This is a genomic window from Pandoraea eparura (genome assembly GCF_902459725.1).
Lineage (GTDB): Bacteria > Pseudomonadota > Gammaproteobacteria > Burkholderiales > Burkholderiaceae > Pandoraea > Pandoraea eparura.
Window position 1 is genome coordinate 509,075 of record NZ_CABPSH010000001.1, and the last position, 22,078, is coordinate 531,152.

Annotated in this window: 22 protein-coding genes and 1 pseudogene; 2 read left to right on the forward strand and 21 right to left on the reverse strand. The window is 63.5% G+C overall.

From position 1 onward, the window contains the following. Positions 1-75: 75 nt before the first annotated feature. Both earP and efp read left to right on the forward strand, forming a co-directional pair. Entirely contained in the window at positions 76-1,317 is a 1,242-nt protein-coding gene (gene earP, locus PEP31012_RS02260) for an elongation factor P maturation arginine rhamnosyltransferase EarP (RefSeq protein WP_174978100.1), read from the forward strand. 139 nt (positions 1,318-1,456) lie between these two features. Then, positions 1,457-2,014, forward strand: a complete 558-nt coding sequence (efp, locus tag PEP31012_RS02265) for an elongation factor P (protein ID WP_150587710.1) — start codon at positions 1,457-1,459, stop codon at positions 2,012-2,014. Between the two features lie 234 nt (positions 2,015-2,248). On the opposite strand, the gene nagZ is transcribed toward efp, so the two are convergent. The 21 genes and pseudogenes from nagZ to PEP31012_RS02370 form a co-directional block, all read right to left on the reverse strand. Then, entirely contained in the window at positions 2,249-3,283 is a 1,035-nt protein-coding gene (gene nagZ / locus PEP31012_RS02270) for a beta-N-acetylhexosaminidase (RefSeq protein WP_150587711.1), read from the reverse strand. Next, entirely contained in the window at positions 3,280-3,825 is a 546-nt protein-coding gene (acpS, locus tag PEP31012_RS02275; RefSeq protein ID WP_246171107.1) for a holo-ACP synthase, read from the reverse strand. Before acpS ends, nagZ begins: the two co-directional genes overlap by 4 nt. Positions 3,826-3,862: 37 nt before the next feature. Continuing rightward, the gene (gene pdxJ / locus PEP31012_RS02280) at positions 3,863-4,624 is read right to left on the reverse strand and encodes a pyridoxine 5'-phosphate synthase (protein ID WP_150587712.1); all 762 of its coding nucleotides are present in this window, start codon (positions 4,622-4,624) and stop codon (positions 3,863-3,865) included. After that, a complete protein-coding gene (recO, locus tag PEP31012_RS02285) occupies positions 4,621-5,415 on the reverse strand; it encodes a DNA repair protein RecO (protein WP_174978101.1) in 795 nt (264 codons plus the stop codon). The genes pdxJ and recO overlap by 4 nt, the downstream gene beginning before the upstream one ends. A 241-nt stretch (positions 5,416-5,656) precedes the next feature. Then, positions 5,657-6,550 (reverse strand): GTPase Era, encoded by an 894-nt coding sequence (gene era, locus PEP31012_RS02290; RefSeq protein WP_150587714.1) that lies wholly within the window; start codon positions 6,548-6,550, stop codon positions 5,657-5,659. A gap of 63 nt (positions 6,551-6,613) precedes the next feature. After that, positions 6,614-7,516 (reverse strand): annotated as a pseudogene (rnc, locus tag PEP31012_RS02295) (ribonuclease III); the annotation flags it as partial. A gap of 276 nt (positions 7,517-7,792) precedes the next feature. After that, complete coding sequence (lepB, locus tag PEP31012_RS02300) at positions 7,793-8,707, reverse strand: signal peptidase I (RefSeq protein ID WP_150587716.1); 915 nt, start codon at positions 8,705-8,707, stop codon at positions 7,793-7,795. An 18-nt stretch (positions 8,708-8,725) separates the two neighbouring features. Beyond that, on the reverse strand, positions 8,726-10,531 hold the full coding sequence (gene lepA, locus PEP31012_RS02305) for a translation elongation factor 4 (RefSeq protein ID WP_150587717.1): 1,806 nt from the start codon (positions 10,529-10,531) through the stop codon (positions 8,726-8,728). A gap of 197 nt (positions 10,532-10,728) precedes the next feature. Further along, positions 10,729-10,974 (reverse strand): glutaredoxin family protein, encoded by a 246-nt coding sequence (locus tag PEP31012_RS02310; RefSeq protein ID WP_150587718.1) that lies wholly within the window; start codon positions 10,972-10,974, stop codon positions 10,729-10,731. Between the two features lie 12 nt (positions 10,975-10,986). Next, positions 10,987-12,474, reverse strand: a complete 1,488-nt coding sequence (locus PEP31012_RS02315; RefSeq protein ID WP_150587719.1) for a DegQ family serine endoprotease — start codon at positions 12,472-12,474, stop codon at positions 10,987-10,989. A gap of 130 nt (positions 12,475-12,604) precedes the next feature. Next, on the reverse strand, positions 12,605-13,663 hold the full coding sequence (locus PEP31012_RS02320) for a MucB/RseB C-terminal domain-containing protein (RefSeq protein ID WP_150587720.1): 1,059 nt from the start codon (positions 13,661-13,663) through the stop codon (positions 12,605-12,607). Further along, positions 13,664-14,386, reverse strand: a complete 723-nt coding sequence (locus PEP31012_RS02325) for a sigma-E factor negative regulatory protein (protein ID WP_150587721.1) — start codon at positions 14,384-14,386, stop codon at positions 13,664-13,666. A gap of 38 nt (positions 14,387-14,424) precedes the next feature. Beyond that, entirely contained in the window at positions 14,425-15,024 is a 600-nt protein-coding gene (gene rpoE, locus PEP31012_RS02330; protein ID WP_010805230.1) for an RNA polymerase sigma factor RpoE, read from the reverse strand. A 168-nt stretch (positions 15,025-15,192) separates the two neighbouring features. Beyond that, the gene (gene fabF, locus PEP31012_RS02335; RefSeq protein WP_150587722.1) at positions 15,193-16,431 is read right to left on the reverse strand and encodes a beta-ketoacyl-ACP synthase II; all 1,239 of its coding nucleotides are present in this window, start codon (positions 16,429-16,431) and stop codon (positions 15,193-15,195) included. A gap of 147 nt (positions 16,432-16,578) precedes the next feature. Further along, on the reverse strand, positions 16,579-16,818 hold the full coding sequence (acpP, locus tag PEP31012_RS02340; RefSeq protein WP_017232505.1) for an acyl carrier protein: 240 nt from the start codon (positions 16,816-16,818) through the stop codon (positions 16,579-16,581). Between the two features lie 136 nt (positions 16,819-16,954). Next, a complete protein-coding gene (fabG, locus tag PEP31012_RS02345) occupies positions 16,955-17,704 on the reverse strand; it encodes a 3-oxoacyl-ACP reductase FabG (RefSeq protein ID WP_150587723.1) in 750 nt (249 codons plus the stop codon). A gap of 31 nt (positions 17,705-17,735) precedes the next feature. After that, positions 17,736-18,665 (reverse strand): ACP S-malonyltransferase, encoded by a 930-nt coding sequence (fabD, locus tag PEP31012_RS02350; protein ID WP_150587724.1) that lies wholly within the window; start codon positions 18,663-18,665, stop codon positions 17,736-17,738. A 138-nt stretch (positions 18,666-18,803) separates the two neighbouring features. Next, positions 18,804-19,793, reverse strand: a complete 990-nt coding sequence (locus PEP31012_RS02355) for a beta-ketoacyl-ACP synthase III (protein ID WP_150587725.1) — start codon at positions 19,791-19,793, stop codon at positions 18,804-18,806. Between the two features lie 39 nt (positions 19,794-19,832). Then, a complete protein-coding gene (gene plsX, locus PEP31012_RS02360) occupies positions 19,833-20,885 on the reverse strand; it encodes a phosphate acyltransferase PlsX (protein WP_150587726.1) in 1,053 nt (350 codons plus the stop codon). A gap of 118 nt (positions 20,886-21,003) precedes the next feature. Continuing rightward, positions 21,004-21,183, reverse strand: a complete 180-nt coding sequence (rpmF, locus tag PEP31012_RS02365; protein ID WP_023594409.1) for a 50S ribosomal protein L32 — start codon at positions 21,181-21,183, stop codon at positions 21,004-21,006. 128 nt (positions 21,184-21,311) lie between these two features. After that, positions 21,312-21,914 carry a YceD family protein gene (locus tag PEP31012_RS02370; RefSeq protein WP_150587727.1) on the reverse strand — a complete coding sequence of 201 codons (603 nt, stop codon included), beginning with the start codon at positions 21,912-21,914 and terminating at the stop codon, positions 21,312-21,314. Positions 21,915-22,078 lie beyond the last annotated feature (164 nt).

Below are 22,078 nucleotides of genomic sequence, written 5' to 3' on the forward strand. Positions count from 1 at the left end.
CGCACATCGCAGGCGGGCTCGCAGGGACTAGAATCCGAAGTTTAGACCAATCCGCGTCGCCGCTTCTCAATGTCCCTGCCCACTTCCGCCTCTCCCGCCGCCAGCGCCCTGCCCCTCGTGCCACGCTGCGACCTGTTCTGCACCGTCGTGGACAATTTCGGTGACATCGGTGTGTGCTGGCGGCTCGCGCGGCAACTCGTGCGCGAACACGGCTGGTCGGTGCGGCTGTGGGTCGACGATCTCGCGAGCTTTCGGCACCTGCGTCCCGACCTCGATGCCTCGCTGGCTCGGCAACGCTGCGATGGTGTGGAGGTGCGCCGCTGGGATGCCGACTTCGGCCCGATCACCGACGACAATGCACCGGGCGATATCGTCATCGAAGCATTTGCCTGCCAGATTCCCGACGCCTGCGTTCAGGCGATGCATGCGCGCAAGCTGGCGGGCAACCCACCGGTCTGGATCAACCTCGAGTACCTGAGCGCCGAAGATTGGGTCGAGGGATGTCATCTGCAAAAATCGCTACATCCGCAACTGGGGCTCGTCAAAACGTTCTTCTTCCCGGGCTTCACGGAACGCACGGGCGGGCTTGCGCGAGAGCGGGAGCTATTCTCGCGGCGAGACGCTTTCCTGGCGTCCCCCGAGCTTCGCGACGCCTGGTGGCAGCGCACGCTCGGACTGCCGGCGGCCCCGAAGGGCGCGTTGGTCGTATCGCTCTTCGCCTATGAAAATGTCGCGCTGCCCGCGTTGCTGGCCCAGTGGGCCGCCAGTCAGACGCCCATCGTCTGCCTGGTGCCGCAAGGTCGCGTTGCCCCGTTGGTCGGGGCGTGGTTTGGCCGCGAGGCGCTCGCGCCGCGCGAATGCGCAACGCAGGGTGCGCTGACGGTGTACGGGCTGCCGTTCGTTCCGCAAGTCGAGTTCGACGCGCTGTTGTGGGCGTGCGATCTCAATTTCGTGCGTGGGGAAGATTCATTCGTGCGCGCGCAATGGGCGGCGAAACCGCTCGTCTGGCATATCTACCCGCAAGACGACAACGCCCACCACGTAAAGCTCGACGCGTTTCTCGACCGGTACCTGCGAGATCGGCCCGGGCCCGCCGACACGCCGGACGCCAGGCCGCTGGCGCGCGACGCACGCGAGGCGCTGCGCACCTTCTGGCATCTCTGGAACGGCTACGCCAGCACGCCGCCCGACTGGCCGGCGCTGGCCGCCGCACTGCCCGCACTGACTCGCCACGCCCAAGCGTGGGCGAGCGCGCAGGCGGGCCTGCCGGACCTCGCGCGACAGTTGGCAAGCTTCACCGAAAATCAGGTAAAATAGCTGGTTTTTCAACGCTTTGCTGCTGAACCTGCTGCACCGGACCGTTTCCAGGCGGGCGCGGGAATCAAGCGGCGAATGGGCGTATGGAAGCGCTCAACAAGCGGCAAATCGCTTATTTCGTCACAGGATCTCGTTTTTTATGAAAACCGCTCAAGAACTCCGCGTCGGTAACGTCGTCATGATCGACGGTGAGCCCAATGTCGTGCTGAAGACCGAATACGTCAAGTCGGGTCGTAACTCCAGCGTCGTCAAGATGAAGTACAAGAAGCTGATGGGCGAAGGCCGCGGCGAATTCGCCTACAAGGCGGACGACAAGTTCGACGTCGTTGTGCTCGACAAGAAGGAAGTCACCTACTCGTACTTCGCCGACCCGATGTACGTGTTCATGGACGCCGACTACAACCAGTACGAAGTCGAAGCCGAAAACATGGGCGACGCGATCAAGTACCTGGAAGACGGCATGCAGTGCGAAGTCGTTTTCTACAATGAAAAGGCCATCTCGGTCGACCTGCCGACCTCGCTCGTGCGCGTTGTGGAATACACCGAACCGGCCGTCAAGGGCGATACGTCGTCGGGCCGCGTGCTGAAGAACGCCAAGATCAACGATCTTCTGGAAATCCAGGTGCCGCTGTTCGTCAACACCGGCGACAAGATCGAAATCGATACGCGTACCGACGAGTACCGCAGCCGCGTCTAAGCGATTGCGACACCGCCCGCGCCGTCCACGGACGACGCGGCGCGATGCGATTGCCAGACAACAAAAAAGCGCTCTTCCCGTCAGGGTCGAGCGCTTTTTGTTTGGCGGGCGCGTCGCGGGAGGCCGGGCATCTGGCCGACTTGTCCTTGCCCGTCCTTATGCGTCCTTATGCGTCCTTACGTACGCGTCCTGGTGCGTTCTGGTGCGTCCTCACCCGCCGAATCCCACGCGGAACTACGCGCCGAACGTCTGCGCGATCAAACGCTTCGCCGCCTGATACTCCGGCTGCGCGAGCATCTTCTCCCAGCCGTGCACCTTACCGCGGCCCTGCAGATGCTTGATGCGACGCTGCGACGCGGCATCGGGCACCGACGTCATTTCATGCAGCAATCGGTCCGCCTTTTCCGGGCTGTTGCAGATGAGCACCATGTCACAGCCCGCCGCCATCGCGGCATGCGCCGCCGTCACGACATCGCCCGCCGCGCTCGCGCCCTGCATCGACAGGTCGTCGCTGAAAATCACGCCGTCGAACGCATACTTGCCGCGCAGGATCTCCTTGAGCCACTTGGCCGAGAACCCCGCCGGGTTCGGATCGACCTGCGGGTAGATCACGTGCGCCGGCATGACCGCCGCCAGCGACATGCCGAGCCAGTCATACGGTTGAGCATCGACGCTGAGAATCTCGTCGAGCGAACGCTCATCGATCGGGATCTCGTGGTGCGAGTCGGCCGCCACGAAACCATGCCCCGGGAAGTGCTTGCCGCAGTTCGCCATGCCGGCGAGGAGCAGACCGTGATTGAGGCTCTTGGCCAGCATGGCCACCACACGCGGATCGGCGTCGAAGGCGCGGTCGCCGATCACCGCGGACGTCCCGTAGTCGAGATCCAGCACAGGGGTGAAGCTCAGGTCGATATCGCACGCGCGCAACTCTGCCGCCAGCACATAGCCCACGGCCGTCGCCACACGCGTGGCCTGGAACACGTCGTCGTGCCAAAGCTTGCCCAGCTTGCCCATCGCGGGCAGATGCGTGAAGCCGTCGGTACGAAAGCGCTGCACACGCCCGCCTTCATGATCGACGGCGATCACGATGTCGTCGCGCACGTCGCGAATCTGCTTCGTGAGCGCGCACAACTGCGCGCGATCGTCAAAGTTGCGGGCGAACAGGATGACACCCCCGGTCAGCGGATGGTCGATGCGACGGATGTCGTCCTCGCTGAGGGTCAGCCCGACGACGTCCAGCATCACCGGTCCCGGCCTGCGCTTCGTCATTGCGTTTTCTCCGATGCAATATTGCGAATGTTGCCTACATTACGTGACGCGATCGCGAAGGCGACCGCGTACTCTTTTTCGTCCGTGATCGAAATCTCGATCGACAGTTGTCGCTCGGCCAGCCACTGCACCAACTCGCCCGATGCCACCACGACCGGTTTGCCGGACGGCGCGTTGAGCGTTTGCACGGCGCGCCACGTCATCGGCCAGCGCATGCCGAGCCCAATGGCCTTCGACACGGCCTCCTTCGCGGCGAAGCGCGTGCACAGGTAGGCGAGTCCGCGCACGGCGGATCGGCTCTGACGCGCGTGATAAACCTTGAGTTCCTCGGGCCCCAGCACGCGCTCGGCGAAGCGCCCATCGGTGCGCGTCATGACGCCGACGACGCGGCTGATCTGGAGGATGTCCGTGCCCACGCCGTAAATGACCGTGGCCCCTGACGCGGGTGCAACGGCCTGCCCGCCGGTCGGCGGCACGTCGGCAGTCGAAGCTGGCGATGGGGACAAAGGGGACGAAGGCGACGGCAACGTCGGATCGCTCATGGGGCGGCGCCTGATGATGGGATGGGACGGTCGCGACTCAGCCGCGCGCCGCGATGCGGCTTGCGACCATGATGGCCTTCATCTCGCGCACGGCGTTCTCCCAGCCCGCAAAGAGGGCGTGGGCCACGATCGCGTGTCCGATGTTCAGTTCGGAAATGCCTTCGATGGCGGCGATCGGCTGCACGTTTTCATAATGCAAGCCGTGCCCGGCGTTGACGCGCAGTCCCAGAGACAGACCAAGGACAACGGCGCGTTCGATGCGCGCAAACTCGGCCTCACGCGTTGCCTCGTCGTGCGCCTGTGCGTAGCGGCCCGTGTGCAGCTCGACCACCGGCGCGCCCATGCGAGCCGCCGCGCGAATCGGCGCTTCATCCGGATCGATGAACAGCGACACGCGACTGCCCGCCTCGCCTAGCTGGTGCGTCGCCGCGGCCACGCGGTCGTACAGACCCACGACATCCAGCCCGCCTTCGGTCGTCAGTTCCTGACGACGCTCCGGCACCAGGCAGACGTCGTGCGGCTTGACGCGGCACGCAATCGCCAGCATCTCGTCGGTCACGGCACACTCGAGGTTCATGCGCGTGAGCAGCTTGTCGCGCAGATTCGTCACATCGTCGTCGCGAATATGGCGACGGTCCTCACGCAGATGCAGCGTGATGACATCGGCCCCCGCCGCTTCGGCCAGCAGCGCCGCCTTGATCGGGTCGGGATAAGCCGTGCCGCGCGCGTTGCGCACCGTTGCGACGTGATCGATGTTCACCCCGAGGTCGATGGGGTTGCCGTGAAAGAAGAGGCTCATAGTTTTTGCAGATCGAGCAGGATCTGCCGCGTGTTGAGCGGAACGCCGCCCAAGTGATGGTTGAGAAGAAAGCGCATGAGCAGTTTGCTTTGCTGCACGGTCTGCGCCCGGGAATAATCGTCTTGCTCCATGTCGAGCAGTGTCTGCCCGCTGACGACCGGCCAGTCGGACGGCTCGTCCCCTCCTGCCGGACGCACCCCCCGGTCGGGATGAAACACGTAGTGGCGCTCGGGCGCGACCTTGCCGCGCGTCTGCGTGCACCGGTCGAACGCCACGGCGTACCCGGTCTCGCGCAGCAGCACGCGCTCGAACGCGCGCAGGATGATGCCCGCCGGCTCGCCATGCGCGAGATGATGCAGCGTAGTCAGATAGTGCTGGAACAGTTTGTCGTGGGCGTCGTCGCGCGCGCAGAACTTCACCAGCAATTCGTTCAGATAGAAGCCGGAGAGCAGCGCGTCGCCTTCGAGCGGACGCAGCCCGCCAACCCATTCGGCCTTGGTCAGCGTGCGCAGTTCCCCTTTGCCAAGCCAGGCCAGCGAGAGCGGCTGGAAGGTCTGGAGCGCACCGCGCAACGCCGAATGCGGACGCTTGGCACCTTTCGCCACGAGTGCAACGCGACCGTGGTCGCGCGTGAGAACGTCGATGATCAGGCTGGTTTCGCGGTAGGGATAGCTGTGCAGCACAAAGCCGGGCTGTTCGGTCACCCGGCTCTGCTCGCGCTCGGCCGCCCGGGCAGGCGACGGCGCACGACGCGCGCGTTTGGCGTCGCGCTTGACGGTCTCCGGGGACACGTCGGCGTGCTGGAACGCTTCCGACGCCTCGTCGTCCACGCTCCGCGCGCGGGTGCCGCGTGCCTGGCGCGCCGGCCGGGCCCCGACCGCCCCGGCGTGCGGGGTATGCGAAGCGGATGAAGTCGACGCAGAGACCGAGGAGGTCGAAGATTTCGAAGGGGTCGAGGCAAGCGACGTCAGCGGAGCAGCGGCCGCCGACGCGACGCCTGACGCCGCAATATCGTCACGCAGGGTATCGGGTTCACTCGTAGCCATATGCCCGCAGGCCGGCCTCGTTGTCGGCCCAGCCGCCCTTGACCTTGATCCAGACTTCCAGATACACGGGCCCGTCGAAGAGCTTCGCCATATCGAGGCGGGCATCGGTCGAAATCTGCTTGAGCTTCGCCCCCTTGTTGCCGATGATCATCGCCTTGTGGCTATCGCGATCCACCAGAATCGTCGCAAAGATCCGGCGCAGATTGCCTTCCTGCTCAAACTTGTCGATGATCACGGTGCTCGTGTACGGCAGCTCGTCGCCCGTCCAGCGGAACACCTTTTCGCGCAGGATTTCGGCCGCCATGAACCGCTCGCTGCGATCGGTCAGATCGTCTTCACCGTAGATCGGCTCGCCTTCGAGCAGGTAAGGACGCAACACGCCGAGCAAACGCTTGATGTCATCCGCACGCTTCGCCGACAGCGGCACGATTTCGCGGAAGTCGCGCACCTCGCCGACCTGCTTAAGGAACGGCAGCATTTCCGCTCTGTCGGTGATGCGATCGAGCTTGTTGACGATGAGCAGCACCGGCGTGTTCTCAGGCAGGAGCTTGAGCACCTTCTCGTCGTCCGGGCCGAAGTTGCCCGCTTCGATGACGAACAGCACGACATCGACGCTGGAGAGCGTGGACGTCACCGCGCGATTGAGCGACCGGTTCAGCGCCGTGGCGTGACGCGTCTGAAAGCCCGGGGTATCGACGAAGATATACTGCGCGTCGTCCGTGGTGCAAATGCCGGTAATGCGATGCCGCGTCGTCTGCGCCTTGCGCGACGTGATGCTGATCTTCTGACCGACGAGGGCATTGAGCAACGTCGATTTGCCGACGTTCGGACGCCCGACGATCGCCACGGTCCCGCAGCGAAAATCCGTCTTATCGTTCATGTTTGGAAACTCTCTTGAAAGGGGGCCGGCGCATCGCGCCCTCCCCTTGAATGGGGCTCAGGCGGCGGCCGGGGGTTGTTTGGCGGCGTCGGACTTCTCGGCAGGCTTTTCGGCAACCTTCTCGGCGGTCTTTTCCGCGGGCGCAGCCGGCGGGCGAGCCACACCATTGCCGACAGACGCCGTCATGGCCGGCGCGGCACTCGCCTGCCCGGCAGGCTCGGCCATTTTTGCCTCGGATGCCGCCGCCTTCGCCGCGCGCTTCTTCGCGGCCTTCGGCTTGGCAAGTGCCGGCATCTTCTGCACTTCCTCAAGCGCCTTCTTGGCGGCCGCTTGTTCTGCCGCCCGTCGGCTCGCCCCCGACCCGCCCGCCTTGATATCGAGCTTCGGAACCGTACACTCGACCTCGAACTGCTGGTTGTGTGCGGCGCCGTGCGTCGCGATCACCGTGTATTGAGGCAGCGCGATCTTGTGGCCTTGCAGGTACTCCTGGAGCAATGTCTTGGCGTCCTTGCCCAGCGTTTTCGGATCGACATGTTCAAGCACCGGCGTGTACAAGCGCTCGATCACGGCATACGCCGCTTCGAACCCACCATCGAGGTACATCGCACCAAACAGTGCCTCCAGCGTGTCGGCCAGAATCGACGGGCGGCGGAAACCGCCGCTCTTGAGTTCGCCTTCGCCCAGACGCAGGAAATCGGAGATGCCGAGCGTCTGCGCAATTTCGTACAGCGACTGCTGCTTGACGAGATTGGCGCGCACACGCGAGAGGTCGCCTTCGTCGAGCTTGCCGTAGCGACGGAACAGAATCGCTGCGACCGAACAGTTGAGGATGGAATCGCCGAGAAACTCCAGCCGCTCGTTATTGGCGGCACTATGGCTACGGTGCGTCAGTGCTTGGCAAAGCAATTCCGCATCGTGGAAGCGGTACTGGAGACGTTCTTCCAGTGGGTTCAGAGATTGAGGCATGGCGCAAGTATAGCGCGACGCTCCCGCCCCGGCGCGCGTCGTCGCCAAGAAACGACGGGCTTGACCGCCTTCCCACGGGCTTTTCGGACTCGCGGGACAGGGGGATCGGACATTTCCGAGGCGACGAGGCATCGAACGCCTCAGCGCCTCCGGTCAGTCGCGCCAATTAATTCAATTCACAAAATAATAATGCGGAAATCAGCGTTTTATCGCCAATTTCCGCATCAATCAGACGGGGCTGCCCAGGAAGATCACCGCCCCGGTTGGCCGGCAGGCTTACTGGAAGCGGCCCAGACGCTTTAGGCTCGAGAAGTTCATCCAGATGAAGAATGCCCGACCCACGATGTTCTTCTCGGGCACGAAGCCCCAGTAGCGGCTGTCCGCGCTGTTGTCGCGGTTGTCGCCCATCATGAAGTAGTTGCCCGGCGGTACCTTGCAGATCACACCCTCGCTGTTGTACTGGCAGTTCTGCTTGTTCGGGAAGTCGTCGGCGCCCAGGATGTACGGCGGCACGTTCGGGTCGTTCAGAATGCGGTGCTTCACCCCGCCCACCGTCTCTTCGAACTGCTTGAAGTAGGCGATGTGCTCCTCGTCGAAGTAGTCTGGCATGGCGGTCTCCGGCACCGGCTGACCGTTCACCGTGAGCTTCTTGTTCTCATACGCCACCACGTCGCCCGGCACGCCGATCACGCGCTTGATGTAGTCCATCGACTCATCCTTCGGGTAACGAAACACCATCACGTCACCCCGCTTCGGCTCACCCAGCGAAACGATCTTCGTATTGATCACCGGCAGGCGGATGCCGTAATCGAACTTGTTCACGAGGATGAAGTCGCCAACGAGTAGCGTCGGAATCATCGAGCCCGACGGGATCTTGAACGGCTCGACCACGAACGAGCGCAGCACGAACACCGCGAGGATCACCGGGAAGAAGCTCGCGGAATACTCGAGCCACCACGGTTGACGCAGCTTGTCGTCGCGCACTTTGGCGCGCGCGCTGGCGAGCGCGCCGCCTTCCTGCGTGCCGGAGCCCTGGACGCCGGCGCCCTGCATGGCAAGCTGCTGTTGATCGAATTGCGCCAGGGCGTGCTGCGCTGCCCGGCGGCGCGCCGGTTGAAACACCAACTTGTCGGCCACCCAGGCCACCCCGGTCACCAGCACCAGGATCAAAAGAATCAGGGCGAAATTCATGCGGGACCTGTCGCTACGTTATTTGTCTTCGACTTGCAAAATGGCAAGGAACGCTTCCTGAGGAATCTCGACACTCCCCACCTGCTTCATGCGCTTCTTGCCTTCCTTCTGTTTCTCAAGCAGCTTCTTCTTGCGCGAGATGTCGCCACCATAGCACTTCGCCAGCACGTTCTTGCGCAAAGCCTTGATGTTCTCACGGGCAATGATGTTCGCGCCGATGGCCGCCTGAATCGCCACGTCGTACATTTGGCGCGGAATGATCTCGCGCATCTTCGAAGCAACCTGTGCGCCACGGCGGCGGCTCTCCGAGCGGTGCACGATGATCGACAGCGCATCGACCTTGTCGCCGTTGATGAGCATGTCGACCTTAACCACGTCCGACGTGCGGTATTCCTTGAACTCGTAGTCCATCGACGCGTAACCGCGCGACACCGACTTCAGACGATCGAAGAAGTCGAGCACGATTTCGGCCATCGGAATTTCGTAAATCAGGCGCACCTGACGGCCGTGGTACTGCATGTCGATCTGCACGCCACGCTTTTGCTGACACAGCGTAACCACCGACCCGACATACTCCTGCGGCATGTACAGGTTGACCGTGACGATCGGCTCGCGCACTTCTTCAATGCGGCCCGGATCCGGCATCTTCGACGGGTTTTCCACCGTGGTGACCGTGCCATCGCGCTCGACCACCTCATAGATCACGGTCGGTGCCGTGGTGATGAGGTCCATGTCGAACTCGCGCTCCAGGCGCTCCTGCACGATTTCCATGTGCAGCAGCCCCAGGAAGCCACAACGGAAACCGAAGCCCAGCGCCTGCGAGACTTCCGGTTCGTATTGCAGCGAGGCGTCGTTGAGCTTGAGCTTTTCGAGCGATTCGCGCAGTGCGTCGTACTGGTTCGCCTCGACCGGGTAGAGGCCGGCGAACACCTGCGGTTTGACTTCCTTGAAGCCCGGCAGCGGTTCGGTAGCCGGCTTGGTCGTGGTCGTCAGCGCATGCGTGACAGTGTCGCCGACCTTCGCGGCGCCCAATTCCTTGATGCCCGAGATGATGAAACCCACCTGGCCGGCCGACAGCGACGGACGCGACTGCGACTTCGGCGTGAAGACCCCCACTTGCTCGACCGGATAGGTCGCGCCCGTGGCCATCAACTGAATCTTTTCCTTCGGCTTGAGCGTGCCGTTGACGATACGCACCAGCATGACCACGCCTACGTAGTTGTCGAACCACGAGTCGATGATCAGCGCCTGCAGCGCGGCGGTGGCGTCGCCCTTGGGCGGTGGCACCTTGGCAATGAGGGCTTCGAGCACGTCTTCCACGCCGAAACCGGTCTTGGCGGAGCAACGCACGGCGTCGGTCGCCTCGATACCGATCACGTCCTCGATTTCCTGGATCGCGTTCTCCGGTTCCGCCGACGGCAGGTCGATCTTGTTGAGCACCGGCACGACTTCCACGCCCAGCTCGATCGCCGTGTAGCAGTTCGCCACGGTCTGCGCTTCCACGCCCTGCGAGGCGTCGACGACAAGCAGCGCGCCCTCGCATGCGGACAACGAGCGACTCACCTCGTACGAAAAGTCGACGTGCCCCGGCGTATCGATGAGATTCAGGTTATAGACCTTGCCGTCACGCGCCTTGTATTCCAGCGCGGCGGTCTGCGCCTTGATGGTGATGCCACGCTCTCGCTCGAGATCCATCGAGTCGAGGACCCGGGATTCCATTTCACGATCGGACAGACCGCCACTCAACTGGATGATGCGATCGGCCAGGGTCGATTTCCCGTGGTCGATGTGGGCGATGATCGAAAAATTGCGAATATGGTCCATGAGGCGGGCTAGAGAAGAGTCGGTGCCATCGGATTCGGCTCGGCAGCGACTTTCGAGAGAATCGGCAAACACGATATTTTAGCCGAAAGCGTGGCGATACCGTCCGGAATCGCATGCATCGCGGCAGTCCATCGAAAATGGCGGGAAGCGGAAAGGCTCGGGCGTCGTTCGTGGCAGACAGAGGCGCGGGCGAAACGTCAACCCGACTGCAAGGCGGCAGCAACCGCCGCCGCGTCGAGCCGATACCGGCACAACTCGCGCTCGCCCAGCGCCAGCACCGGCACGATCTCGTCGTATTGCGCCTCCAGCGCCGGGTCGCTGTCGACGTCGATGACCGTGATCGAGAAATCCCACGCCGGACGCATGGCTTCGAGCGCCGCAAGCATGTCATCGCAAAGATGACACCACTTGCGGCCATAGAGCGTCAGCGCCGGCACAGGCATGAGACAGCCCGGTTACTTGCCGGGCGCGCGCGGGCGCAGCGGCACGAATTGCGTGGCGTCGCCGCGGCGCACGAGAATCGGCACGAGGCGCTTCGGATCGAGCGCCTTGACCACGTCCTCGAATTGCTTCGCGCTGACGATGTCGGCATCGCCCACGCGCAGGATGATGTCGCCCTGCTGCAAACCGGCGCGGCCCGCAGGGCCTTCCGCCAGCTCCACCTGCACGCCACCACGCAACTTCATGTCCTTCTTCTGCGATTCGGTCAGGTCGGAAACCACCAGGCCCAGCGCATTCGGGTGCGGCATGTCGGCACTGCCGCTCTGCGCCTTCGACGCTTTCGGCGTATCGGTATCGGCTTCCGCAATCGTGACGCGCAAGTCCTGGTTCTTGCCCTTGCGCAGCACCTGCAGCATCGCGCTCGACCCCGGCTTGGTCTCGCCAACCATGCGCGGCAGGTCGGTCGCGTGATCGACGGCGCGGCCCTCGAACTTCATGATGATGTCACCCGGCTGCACGCCCGCCTTCTCGGCCGGGCTACCGGGCTCAATGCTGCGCACCAGCGCGCCTTGCGCCCGCGGCAACCCCAGCGAATCGGCCACTTCCTTGCTGACTTCGCTGATGGCCACGCCGATGCGCCCACGCACCACCTTGCCGCTCTTCTTGAGCTGATCGGCCACGCGCATGACTTCGTCGATCGGAATCGCAAACGAAATGCCCATGAAGCCGCCGGTCTGGCTGTAGATCATCGAATTGATGCCCACCACCTCGCCGCGCATGTTGATGAGCGGGCCGCCCGAATTGCCGGGATTCACGGCCACGTCCGTCTGGATGAACGGCAGGTAATCACCGGTATCGCGCCCCTTGGCCGACACGATGCCGGCCGTCACCGTATTGTCGAGACCGAACGGCGAGCCGATAGCCACCACCCATTCGCCGACGCGCAGCTTGTTCGAGTCGCCCACGGGCACGGTCGGCAGGTCCTTGGCGTCGACCTTGACCACGGCGACGTCGGTGCGCTTGTCCGCGCCAATCAGCTTCGCCTTGAACTCGCGCTTGTCGGTGAGCGTGACGTAGATGCTGTCCGCGCCATCGACCACGTGCGCGTTGGTCAGAATATAGCCGTCGGCCGAGACAATGAAGCCCGACCCGACGCCGCTGTTCTGCTCTTCGTCGGGCTGCGGCTGGCTGCGTCGCGGCGTACCGCCCTTCGGGCCCGGCTGCTGCGGGAGCGGCACACCGAAAAAGCGGCGGAACAGTTCGGCCATGTCGCCGTCCATGCCGGGCGGCAAGCCACTCTGGCTGCGGCTGACGCGCTCGGTCGTCCGAATGTTGACGACGGCCGGGCCGACACGGTCGACCAATTGGGTGAAATCGGGAAGATTGCTCACGAGCGGCGCCGGCGCCGCCGACGCCGGTGCGGCAAAGGCAGCGGGCGCTCCCGCCAATTGCGCGGCAATGGCGCCGCCAAGGATGACACGAAGCAGGAAGGTCTTCTTCATTGGAAGATCGTGGTGCGCGATAGTCTCGGAATGCTTGAAGGCAGTCTGGCCCCCCGACAGGGCATCGCGTCTGTCGGCGCCTCGCTGCCTGGACCGCACCGTCACCGGTTGCGGCCCACCCGACAGCCGGTCACTTCGCCGGCTGTTTGTACTCGACGCTGGAAGCGAACTGCTCCAACGTTGCCTGCGGCACTTCGCCAAGCAAGGTCAGCCAGTAATCACCATAGCGCTTGATGAGGATGTTCGTCGCGCCGGCGCTGCCGTGGCCTTCCTTGCGCTCGCGCGTGGCCGGCTCGATAAATACCGAAAGTCCGGCCATGCCGTCTGAATATACCACCTGCTGGACTTCCAGCGGCTTGCCGTCGGCGCTCGAGCGCATCGTGCGGCGCACTTCACGCACCGCCTTGAACCCCGGTACTTTCTTGTCGACGTCGATGCGCCAACCGGCATCCGCCACATGTGTGGGGACGATTTGCGGCTTGATCACGTGCCAGCCGTGCGTTGCCTGGATGGCGTGCACAATGCGCGCCTTCTCGCTTGGCACGCCGATCGAGATCTGCGAAAACGCCGCCTGCTCGAGCAGATGGCCTTCGGCATCGAGGGTCTGTGCGCGCAGCAACAGGCCCGTATTGCGATCGGCCCACAACCGGTAGCCGAAACGGTATTCGTCCCTCGGCGTGAGTTCGATCACCATGCAGTCGAAGCCCGCCATGCGCTCGTTCGGCAGCACCTTGGGGGCGTAATAGTCGAGCACATCGCGATTGGGCGTGGCGAGCAAGGCAGGAAACGAATCCTTGCTCTCGCGCTTTTCCAGGAACACGGTCTTTTGCTCGGGGATGAGCGTGTAGACATCGTCGTTCTGGCGCAGAATACGGCGCTGACGGCCGTCCAGCGTCTCGAGCGCCTCATACTCGTTGCCCTTGTCGGCGAAGTGACTGATCTTCGACGAGCGCATGGTCGAACCACGCTGATAAACAAAGGTCCCGATGTAGTTTTGTGTCTGCGCCGCGCGGTGAATCTTGGTGAGCCAGGCGCCGACTTCACGCCGCTCGATCAGCGGATCGTTGGACGGCGCGGACACCTGCGCCCACGCCTGCGATTGCAGCGTGGTCGCCAGCAGCAAAGCGAACAGGAAGACAGTGCGCCCGATGGGCGCACGCGGCAAGGATTCGATACTCAGGCGCTGCATTTATTCGTCCGCTTGCGCCGAGGCTCGCATGTAGGGCGAAACGCCCTGACCGATCGGCGTCGGCGCATATTGCTGGTGCGCCGCCAGGTACTGGTCGAGACGCGCATCGCGCAGCACGATCAGATCATTCGGCGCGCCGGCGCTGGCCCCGTTGGCCCCATTGGCCCCATTGGCCGCGACGGCGGCTTGCGGCGACTGCGAGAGCGTCACGCGCGTGAGATTGCTGCCCCCGGTGGCCGGCGTAGCCGATGTTGCCGCCTGGGCCAGCACCTGCGGTTGCGCGCCGCCGGCCGGATGATCCTGCAGACGCGGCACCACGACCCATGACAGCGCCGCCACGGCCGCCGCCGCCGCTGCCGTCGGCAGCACGCGGCGCACGCGCAGGAACGGATTGATACGGGTGACGCGTGCGCCGGCGGACCTGGCAGCTTGTGCGGCGCTTGCCTGCGCGTCGGCCAGTGCGGTCGGCGCGAGCAGGTGCGGCTCAGCGTCAAGGCGTGCCGCGAAGGCCGCCATGAAAGCCGACTCGGAGCGCGGCAAGGTCAGTTCATCGGAACGCAGGGCGTCCCCGATCAGGTGGTAGTCGTCCCACAAAGGCCGGCCAGAGGTGTCAGCCTCATCCAGCAGGGCAGCCAGCTCGTCCGAATCGAATTCCCCGTCCACCAACGCGGAAATTCGCTCGGCTTGCAGCCCCCGCTGCGTTTGCACCGTCGCTGATCCCATGATATCCCCTAACGAAAATGACTTCCCCGGCGGCGCGCTTACCAGCGCTTGCCGTCAGGCGTGTCCAGCAGCGGCCGGAGCCGGCTGGCAATCGCTTCACGCGCCCGGAAAATTCGCGAACGGACCGTTCCGATCGGGCACCCCATGGCTTCGGCGATCTCTTCGTAGCTCAACCCTTCGATTTCTCGCAGGGTAATCGCCGTTCGAAGCTCATCGGGCAAAGCCTCCATCGCCGTGTTGACCGTTTGAGCAATCTGCTTGCTCATCAGCATCGACTCGGGCGTGTTGATATCCCTTAGTTGATCGGCTTCGGCAAAAGTTTCCGCTTCTTCAGCGTTCGCTTCCGTCGAAGTCGGTGCACGACGCCCCTGCGTTGCCAGGTGGTTCTTCGCCGTGTTCACAGCAATACGATACAGCCAGGTATAGAACGCCGACTCGCCGCGAAACTGCGGCAAGGCACGGTAGGCCTTGATGAAGGCCTCCTGCGTCACATCCTCGACCTCGGCGGCGTCGCGCACGAGCCGCGATACGAGGCGGATGATCTTGCGGTGATATTTCGCGACCAGCAACTCGAAGGCGGCTTTGTCGCCTTTTTGCACGCGCTCGACGAGCGCCTGGTCGATTTCTCGTTCACTCACCTGATTGGGATCCGTATTTTCTCTGGCGGCCAGGCCCCGGTCGGGCCTGATGGCGCCACGGCAGCCCATGCCACCGCAGCGAACAGTGTCTTTGACGCCGCACGCCCGGGGCACACGCGCCGGAGCGTGGGTCAGCGGAACGGGACACCTGCGCGGCGTCCCGCAAACTTAGACGCGCTGGAAGACCAGCGTGCCGTTAGTCCCGCCGAATCCGAAAGAGTTCTTCAATGCGACATCAATTTTCAGGTCACGCGCGACGTTTGCGCAGTAATCCAGGTCGCAGGCGGGATCCTGATTGAAGATGTTGATCGTCGGCGGCGACTTCTGGTGATGGACGGCCAGCACGGTAAACACCGACTCCAGGCCGCCCGCGCCACCCAACAGGTGACCGGTCATCGACTTGGTCGAGTTCACCACGACGTTCCGGGCCGCATCGCCCATCAGGCGCTTGACGGCAACCGTCTCGGCGATATCGCCCAACGGGGTCGACGTGCCGTGCGCATTCACATAGTTCACGGTGTCCGCATTGATGCCGGCATCGCGCAGCGCGTTCGTCATGGCGCGCAGGGCGCCGTCGCCGTCTTCGCACGGGGCGGTCATGTGATACGCGTCGGCACTCATGCCGAAGCCCGTCAACTCGGCGTAGATCTTCGCACCGCGCGCCTTGGCGTGCTCGTACTCTTCGACCATCATCACGCCGGCGCCTTCGCCCAGCACGAAGCCATCACGATCCTTGTCCCACGGACGGCTCGCCGTCGCCGGATCGTCGTTGCGCGTGGACAGCGCGGTCATGGCGGCAAAACCGCCGATGCCCAGCGGCGACACGGTCGACTCGGCACCCCCGGCGAGCACCGCGTCGGCGTCGCCGTACTGGATCATGCGCGCGGCCTGACCGATACAGTGCAGACCGGTCGTGCAGGCGGTGACGATCGCGAGGTTCGGGCCTTTCAGGCCGTACTTGATCGACAGGTGGCCCGAGATCATGTTGATGATCGAGCCCGGCACGAAGAACGGGGAGATCTTGCGCGGACCGCCTTTGAGCAAATCGTCATGCGTGTCTTCGATCATCGGCAGACCGCCAATGCCCGAACCGACCAGCACGCCAATACGTTCCGCGTTCGCTTCGGTGACGACGAGGCCACTGTCTTCGAACGCCTGAATGCCTGCGGCGAGGCCGTAATGGATAAAGGTATCCATACGGCGCGCTTCTTTGGCCGACAGATACTTCTCGGTCTCGAAGTTTTTGACTTCGCCGGCGAATTGCACCTTGAATTCGCTCGCATCGAACTTCGTGATGTTGGCGATGCCCGAACGGCCTGCGACCAGATTCTCCCAACCCTCGGCAACAGTGTTGCCGACCGGCGAGATCAGGCCCAGACCGGTAATGACGACGCGACGACGACTCACGATACTCCCCTTCTTCTGCTGGGTCTTACAAAACAAAAGCCACAGAGGCGACAGGGTTCGACCCTGCGCTCCCTGCGGCTGACAGGCATGCCTGGCGCCGGGAACCGGTCGGCACCCCAGCCGTCCAGGCGACTCTCCGCGGGCCTCTTAGGCCTTGGAATTGCCTTGAACGTAATCGATGGCCTGCTGCACGGTGGTGATCTTTTCAGCTTGCTCGTCCGGGATTTCCGTCTCGAACTCTTCTTCCAGTGCCATCACCAGCTCAACCGTGTCGAGCGAGTCGGCGCCGAGATCGTTCACAAAGCTGGATTCGTTCTTGACGTCAGCTTCGTTCACACCAAGTTGTTCGGCGACGATCTTCTTGACGCGTTGCTCAATGTTATCCATTCAAACCCTCCGGGGTAGTTAGTTCAGACAAGTGCGCGCATTTTAACAGGTTTGCCAAGCAAAGTTAGCCTGCGCCAAATAATGTTCAATATCGCTCAAAATTGCACAATTCCAGCACAATTGTCACGAAATTCCCTTAATTCATGAACATTCCACCGTTCACGTGCAGCGTCGTGCCGGTGATGTAGCCGGCCTGCGGCGAGGCAAGGAACGCCACCGCATTGGCGATGTCTTCCGGCGCACCGAGGCGGCCCAGCGGAATCCGGGCCTTGAGCGCCTCATGCTGCGCTTCGCCCAGTGCCTTGGTCATATCGGTGTCGATGAAGCCCGGCGCGACACAGTTGACGGTGATGTTCCGGCTGCCGATCTCGGCGGCGAGCGAACGAGCCATCCCGGCAACGCCGGCCTTGGCGGCCGCGTAATTGGCCTGCCCCGGGTTGCCCGCCGACCCGACGACCGACGTCACGTTGATGATGCGGCCGCTGCGCGCCTTCATCATCGGCTTGATGACTGCGCGCGACAAACGGAAGATCGCCTTGAGGTTCGTGTCGATCACGTCATCCCACTCGTCGTCCTTCATCCGCATCGCGAGATTGTCGCGCGTGATGCCCGCGTTATTGACGAGGATGTCGAGCTTGCCGTACTGCTTGAGGATGTCGTCGAGGGCTGCTGCCACGCCTTCGGCGTCGGTCACATTCAGGACGATGCCCTTGCCCGCCACACCGGCTTCGGTGAAATACGCTGAAATGCCTTGCGCACCGGCTTCGCTGGTGGCGGTGCCCACGACTGTCGCCCCCTGGCGCGCGAGTTCGAGGGCAATGGCACGACCGATGCCGCGCGAAGCGCCGGTCACCAGCGCCACGTGGTTGTCGAGTTGCTTGCTCATGAGAGAAATACCCTTGACTGTGTACGGTGTCTTACGAGAGTTGCGCGCGCACGTCGGCGAGCGACGCCGGGTCGGTAATCGCGAGCCCCGTGAGCGTGCCGTCGATACGCTTGGTCAGGCCACTCAACACCTTGCCCGGACCGCACTCGACGACTTGCGTCACGCCTTGTGCCGCGAGCCACTTGACCGATTCGACCCAGCGCACCGGCGCGGCGGCCTGACGCACCAGCGCATCCTTGATGCGGGCCACGTCGGTCTCGACAGCGACATCGACGTTATTGACCAGCGGAATCTGCGGCGCGCTGAACGTCACGTCGGCCAGATATTCGCGCAGACGATCGGACGCCGGCTTGAGCAGCGACGAGTGGAACGGCGCCGACACCGGCAGCACGAGCGCACGCTTCGCCCCCGCGGCCTTGGCCAGTTCGCAGGCCTTTTCCACGCCCGCCTTCGCGCCCGCGATCACCACTTGCGCCGGCGCGTTGAAGTTGACGGCCTCGACGACGCCCGCCGCCGAGGCTTCGGCGCAGACATTGCGAACGGTGTCGTCATCCAGGCCCAGAATCGCCGCCATGCCGCCCTGCCCGACGGGCACGGCCTCCTGCATGGCCTGCGCACGAAAACGCACGAGCGGCACGGCATCCTTGAACGCGATCACGCCCGCGGCGACCAGCGCCGTGTATTCACCCAGGCTGTGGCCCGCGACGAACGCAGGCTGGGCACCGCCCTCGGCCAGCCAAGCGCGATACATCGCGTACGCGGCCGTGAGCATCACCGGCTGCGTGTTGGTCGTCAGATTGAGGTCTTCGGCCGGGCCAGCGGCAATCAGCTTGGCCATGTCTTGCCCGAGGGCATCCGAAGCTTCGGCGAGGGTCTCACGCACAACAGCGTTGTCTGTGAAGGCATCGAGCATGCCCACCGATTGGGAACCCTGTCCCGGGAAAACGAAAGCGAATGTCATAGCGCCTGGTTTTGCAGTCAGATTCAGAAACATTGCGGCGCCTATGTTGCGCACCGACTTGAGGGGCGAGGGCATGACCACCGCGGCGCCCCGAAGGTCCACCGTCAAATGCGCGCGGCGCCCGTGCGCCGCGCCGGCTTACATGCGGAACAGCACCGCGCCCCACGTAAAGCCGCCACCCACACCCTCGATCATGACGTTCTGGCCGGGCTTGATACGCCCGTCGCGAACCGCGACATCGAGCGCCAGCGGAATCGACGCGGCCGACGTATTACCATGCTGGTCGACGGTCACGACCATCTTCTCTTCCGGGAGCCCCAGCTTGCGGGCCGTGCTCGTCATGATGCGCAGGTTGGCCTGGTGCGGAATCAGCCAGTCGATCGCCGACGACGCCAATCCGGCTTTCTCGAGCGCCTCGTTGGCCACTTTTTCCAGCACCCGCACCGCCAGCTTGAACACGGCCTGGCCGTCCATGTAGAGGAACGCTTCGCCTTGCACCGCGCCGCCGTTCACATTGCCCGGTACGCAAAGAATGTTCGCGTGGCTACCGTCCGCGTGCAGCGCGCTCGCCAGGATGCCCGGCTCGCTGGACGCCTGCAAGACCACCGCGCCCGCGCCGTCTCCGAACAGCACGCACGTCGTGCGGTCGGTGAAATCGAGAATACGCGAGAAGGTTTCGGCACCGATCACGAGGACATTGCGATACGCGCCAGAGCGAATGAAGTTGTCGGCCGTTGCCATGGCGTAGGCAAAGCCCGAGCAAACCGCCTGAATGTCGAAGGCCGCGCAACCGTTGTCGATGCCGAGCTTGTTCTGCACGAGGCAGGCGGTGCTCGGAAACACGAAATCGGGCGTCGACGTGGCGACGATGATGAGGTCGAGCTGGTCGGCGCTCAAACCCGCCATGTCGAGCGCGCGCTTGGCGGCTTCCACGGCCATGTCGCTGCTCGTCTGGTCTGGCGCGGCGAAATGGCGGGCCTGGATACCGGTGCGAGCGACGATCCACTCGTCACTCGTCTCGATGCCACGGGTGGCCAGCTCGTCGGCCAACTGCTGATTGGTCACGCGGCGCGCCGGCAGGTAGCTGCCGGTGCCAACGACGCGGGAATGAATCGCGGACTGAGTCATCTTATGATCGGTTAGAGCGCCGGAGCGAGGCTGCCGGCGTCAGAGCGCCGGAATGACGCCCACCGGCTTGTTGTCCTGGAGCTGGGTCTGATTCTCTTGCATGGCGTGCGACAAACGGTCGAGCACGCCATTGCGAACTGCATCATAGCCGCGTTTGATGGCCCATTCAAACGAGTAGGCATCGGCGGAACCGTGGCTCTTGATGACGAGCGCCCGCAACCCGAGCAACGCCGCCCCGTTGTAACGACGGTGATCGACGCGGCTCTTGAAGCGCGTGAGAATCGGCAGCGCAACGACAGCGATCACCTTCGTCCACCAAGTGCGGGTGAATTCTTCGCGGATCATGTCGCCGAGCATTTGTGCCAGGCCTTCGGAAGTCTTGAGGGCGACGTTGCCGACGAAGCCATCGCACACGACGATGTCGGTCGTGCCGCGATAAATGTCGTTGCCCTCCACGTTGCCGTAGAAGTTCAGCGTGGAGCCTCGCAGCAGTTCACCCGCCTGCCGGATGACGTCGTTGCCTTTGATGACTTCTTCGCCGATGTTGAGCAGGCCGATCGACGGACGCTCCTTGCCATCGACCGCCGCGACGAGCGCATGGCCCATCTCGGCGAATTGCAGCAGGTGCGTCGGCTCGCAATCGACGTTCGCGCCGAGGTCGAGCATCGTGGTGTAGCCGCCCTTCTGGTTCGGCAACACCGTGGCGATCGCCGGCCGCTCGATGCCCGGCAGCGTCTTGAGCACATAGCGCGAGACGGCCATCAGCGCACCGGTATTGCCGGCGGACACGCAGGCCTGCGCGCGCGCGTCCTTGACCAGGTTGAGCGCCACACGCATCGAGGAGTCTTTCTTCCTGCGCAGGGCGGTCTCGACGGAGTCGTCCATCGCGACGACTTCGGTCGCGTTGACCACGGACAGGCGTGGGTGATCCGTCGCGCGCAACTTCGCAAGCTGCGCGTTGATGATCTCCTGCTGTCCGACCAGCACAAGTTCGACATCGTCGGTGGATTGCACGAAGTGAACCGCGGCCGGCACCGTCACCGATGGGCCGTGGTCTCCGCCCATGCAATCGATCGTCAGGGTGACTGTCATGTCGACGTGATTGGCTTGCGGTTCAGGTAACAAAAAAAGCGGCAGGATAAGTGCCGCTTTTGCCACATCGGACGATCAAACGGCGCCATGCTGGGCGCGTATCGCCTGGAGGGCCGAGTTAGTCGTTCTTGGTCTTGATGACCTTGCGACCACGGTAGAAACCGTTCGGCGAGATGTGGTGACGCAGGTGCGTCTCACCCGACGTCGGCTCGACGGCGGTCGACGGTGCGGTCAGGAAATCGTGCGAACGGTGCATGCCGCGCTTCGACGGCGACTTCTTGTTCTGTTGAACGGCCATGATAACTCCTCAAAATATCGCGAAATTTTAACACAGTTCGAGCGCCGCCCTACGGTGTCGGCCTGTCGGCCCGACCTGTGCGACTAACGCAAACATGTACTTTGGTGAGCCGGAAACCCGGCCGCACATTACTTTCCGTCCTTGTCCGGCGAGCGCTTGAGCGCTGCCAGCGCCGCGAACGGAGACGGCTTATCCTCTTCTTCTGGCGGCGGGGGCGGTTCAGTCAACCCATCGTCGCCCGTGGCCAGGCTCTCGTGCACACTCGGACAAACCTCATGCTTGGGCACGATTGGCAAAGCCAACAGCAATTCTTCCTCGATCAGCTCGCGCAGATCGAAATGTCTGGTGCCGACCAGCGCCTCGAATTCGTCTTCATCGAGGGGGCGGGCTTCCGCGGCCGCTTCGTCGCGCACGATCTCGAAGGTGGTCTCCGAGTCGAGCGGCTCCTGGTACGGCGTGAGGCATCGCTGACATTCAAGCCACATCGGACCTTCGACCGACAGCGTCAGGAACTGCGCCACCGTGGGTTTTCCGTCGGCGCGCAGCACCTGTTTCTCGATGCCTTCGGCGCGCCAGTGGAACACACCCTGGGCACGTCCGGACGCCGAGACTTCGGCAGGCACTTCGGTTACCATGCGCGGCAATGCCGCAAGTTGCACGTCACCTTCCGCCACCCGGCCGGTACGCGCGAATTCGAACAGATCGACGATATATTCGTTCATCACGCTCATCCTTGCCTTGGCGCATCTGCGCGCGTTTTCAACGTTCCCTGCCACTCGCAGCGCCTTGATCCGACGCCATTTCCGGGCGTTTTGACCAGTACCGCGCAGACTGGCGGGACCGAGCGCCAGATTGCAAAAGCCGTGAATTCTAAATAGTTTTTCGTTTCTCGTCA

Excerpts from the sequence above, each read along its gene's own strand:
- nagZ (WP_150587711.1), bottom strand. The coding sequence starts at position 3,283 with ATGACGAAGCGCAGGCCGGGACCGGTGATGCTGGACGTCGTCGGGCTG.
- PEP31012_RS02315 (WP_150587719.1), bottom strand. The coding sequence starts at position 12,474 with ATGAAGAAGACCTTCCTGCTTCGTGTCATCCTTGGCGGCGCCATTGCC.
- fabG (WP_150587723.1), bottom strand. The coding sequence starts at position 17,704 with ATGAGCAAGCAACTCGACAACCACGTGGCGCTGGTGACCGGCGCTTCG.
- acpS (WP_246171107.1), bottom strand. The coding sequence starts at position 3,825 with ATGAGCGATCCGACGTTGCCGTCGCCTTCGTCCCCTTTGTCCCCATCG.
- acpP (WP_017232505.1), bottom strand. The coding sequence starts at position 16,818 with ATGGATAACATTGAGCAACGCGTCAAGAAGATCGTCGCCGAACAACTT.
- efp (WP_150587710.1), top strand. The coding sequence starts at position 1,457 with ATGAAAACCGCTCAAGAACTCCGCGTCGGTAACGTCGTCATGATCGAC.
- PEP31012_RS02310 (WP_150587718.1), bottom strand. The coding sequence starts at position 10,974 with ATGCCTGTGCCGGCGCTGACGCTCTATGGCCGCAAGTGGTGTCATCTT.
- pdxJ (WP_150587712.1), bottom strand. The coding sequence starts at position 4,624 with ATGAGCCTCTTCTTTCACGGCAACCCCATCGACCTCGGGGTGAACATC.
- rpmF (WP_023594409.1), bottom strand. The coding sequence starts at position 21,183 with ATGGCCGTTCAACAGAACAAGAAGTCGCCGTCGAAGCGCGGCATGCAC.
- lepB (WP_150587716.1), bottom strand. The coding sequence starts at position 8,707 with ATGAATTTCGCCCTGATTCTTTTGATCCTGGTGCTGGTGACCGGGGTG.
- PEP31012_RS02370 (WP_150587727.1), bottom strand. The coding sequence starts at position 21,914 with ATGAGCGTGATGAACGAATATATCGTCGATCTGTTCGAATTCGCGCGT.
- fabD (WP_150587724.1), bottom strand. The coding sequence starts at position 18,665 with ATGACATTCGCTTTCGTTTTCCCGGGACAGGGTTCCCAATCGGTGGGC.
- plsX (WP_150587726.1), bottom strand. The coding sequence starts at position 20,885 with ATGACAGTCACCCTGACGATCGATTGCATGGGCGGAGACCACGGCCCA.
- PEP31012_RS02320 (WP_150587720.1), bottom strand. The coding sequence starts at position 13,663 with ATGCAGCGCCTGAGTATCGAATCCTTGCCGCGTGCGCCCATCGGGCGC.
- lepA (WP_150587717.1), bottom strand. The coding sequence starts at position 10,531 with ATGGACCATATTCGCAATTTTTCGATCATCGCCCACATCGACCACGGG.
- PEP31012_RS02355 (WP_150587725.1), bottom strand. The coding sequence starts at position 19,793 with ATGACTCAGTCCGCGATTCATTCCCGCGTCGTTGGCACCGGCAGCTAC.
- era (WP_150587714.1), bottom strand. The coding sequence starts at position 6,550 with ATGAACGATAAGACGGATTTTCGCTGCGGGACCGTGGCGATCGTCGGG.
- PEP31012_RS02325 (WP_150587721.1), bottom strand. The coding sequence starts at position 14,386 with ATGGGATCAGCGACGGTGCAAACGCAGCGGGGGCTGCAAGCCGAGCGA.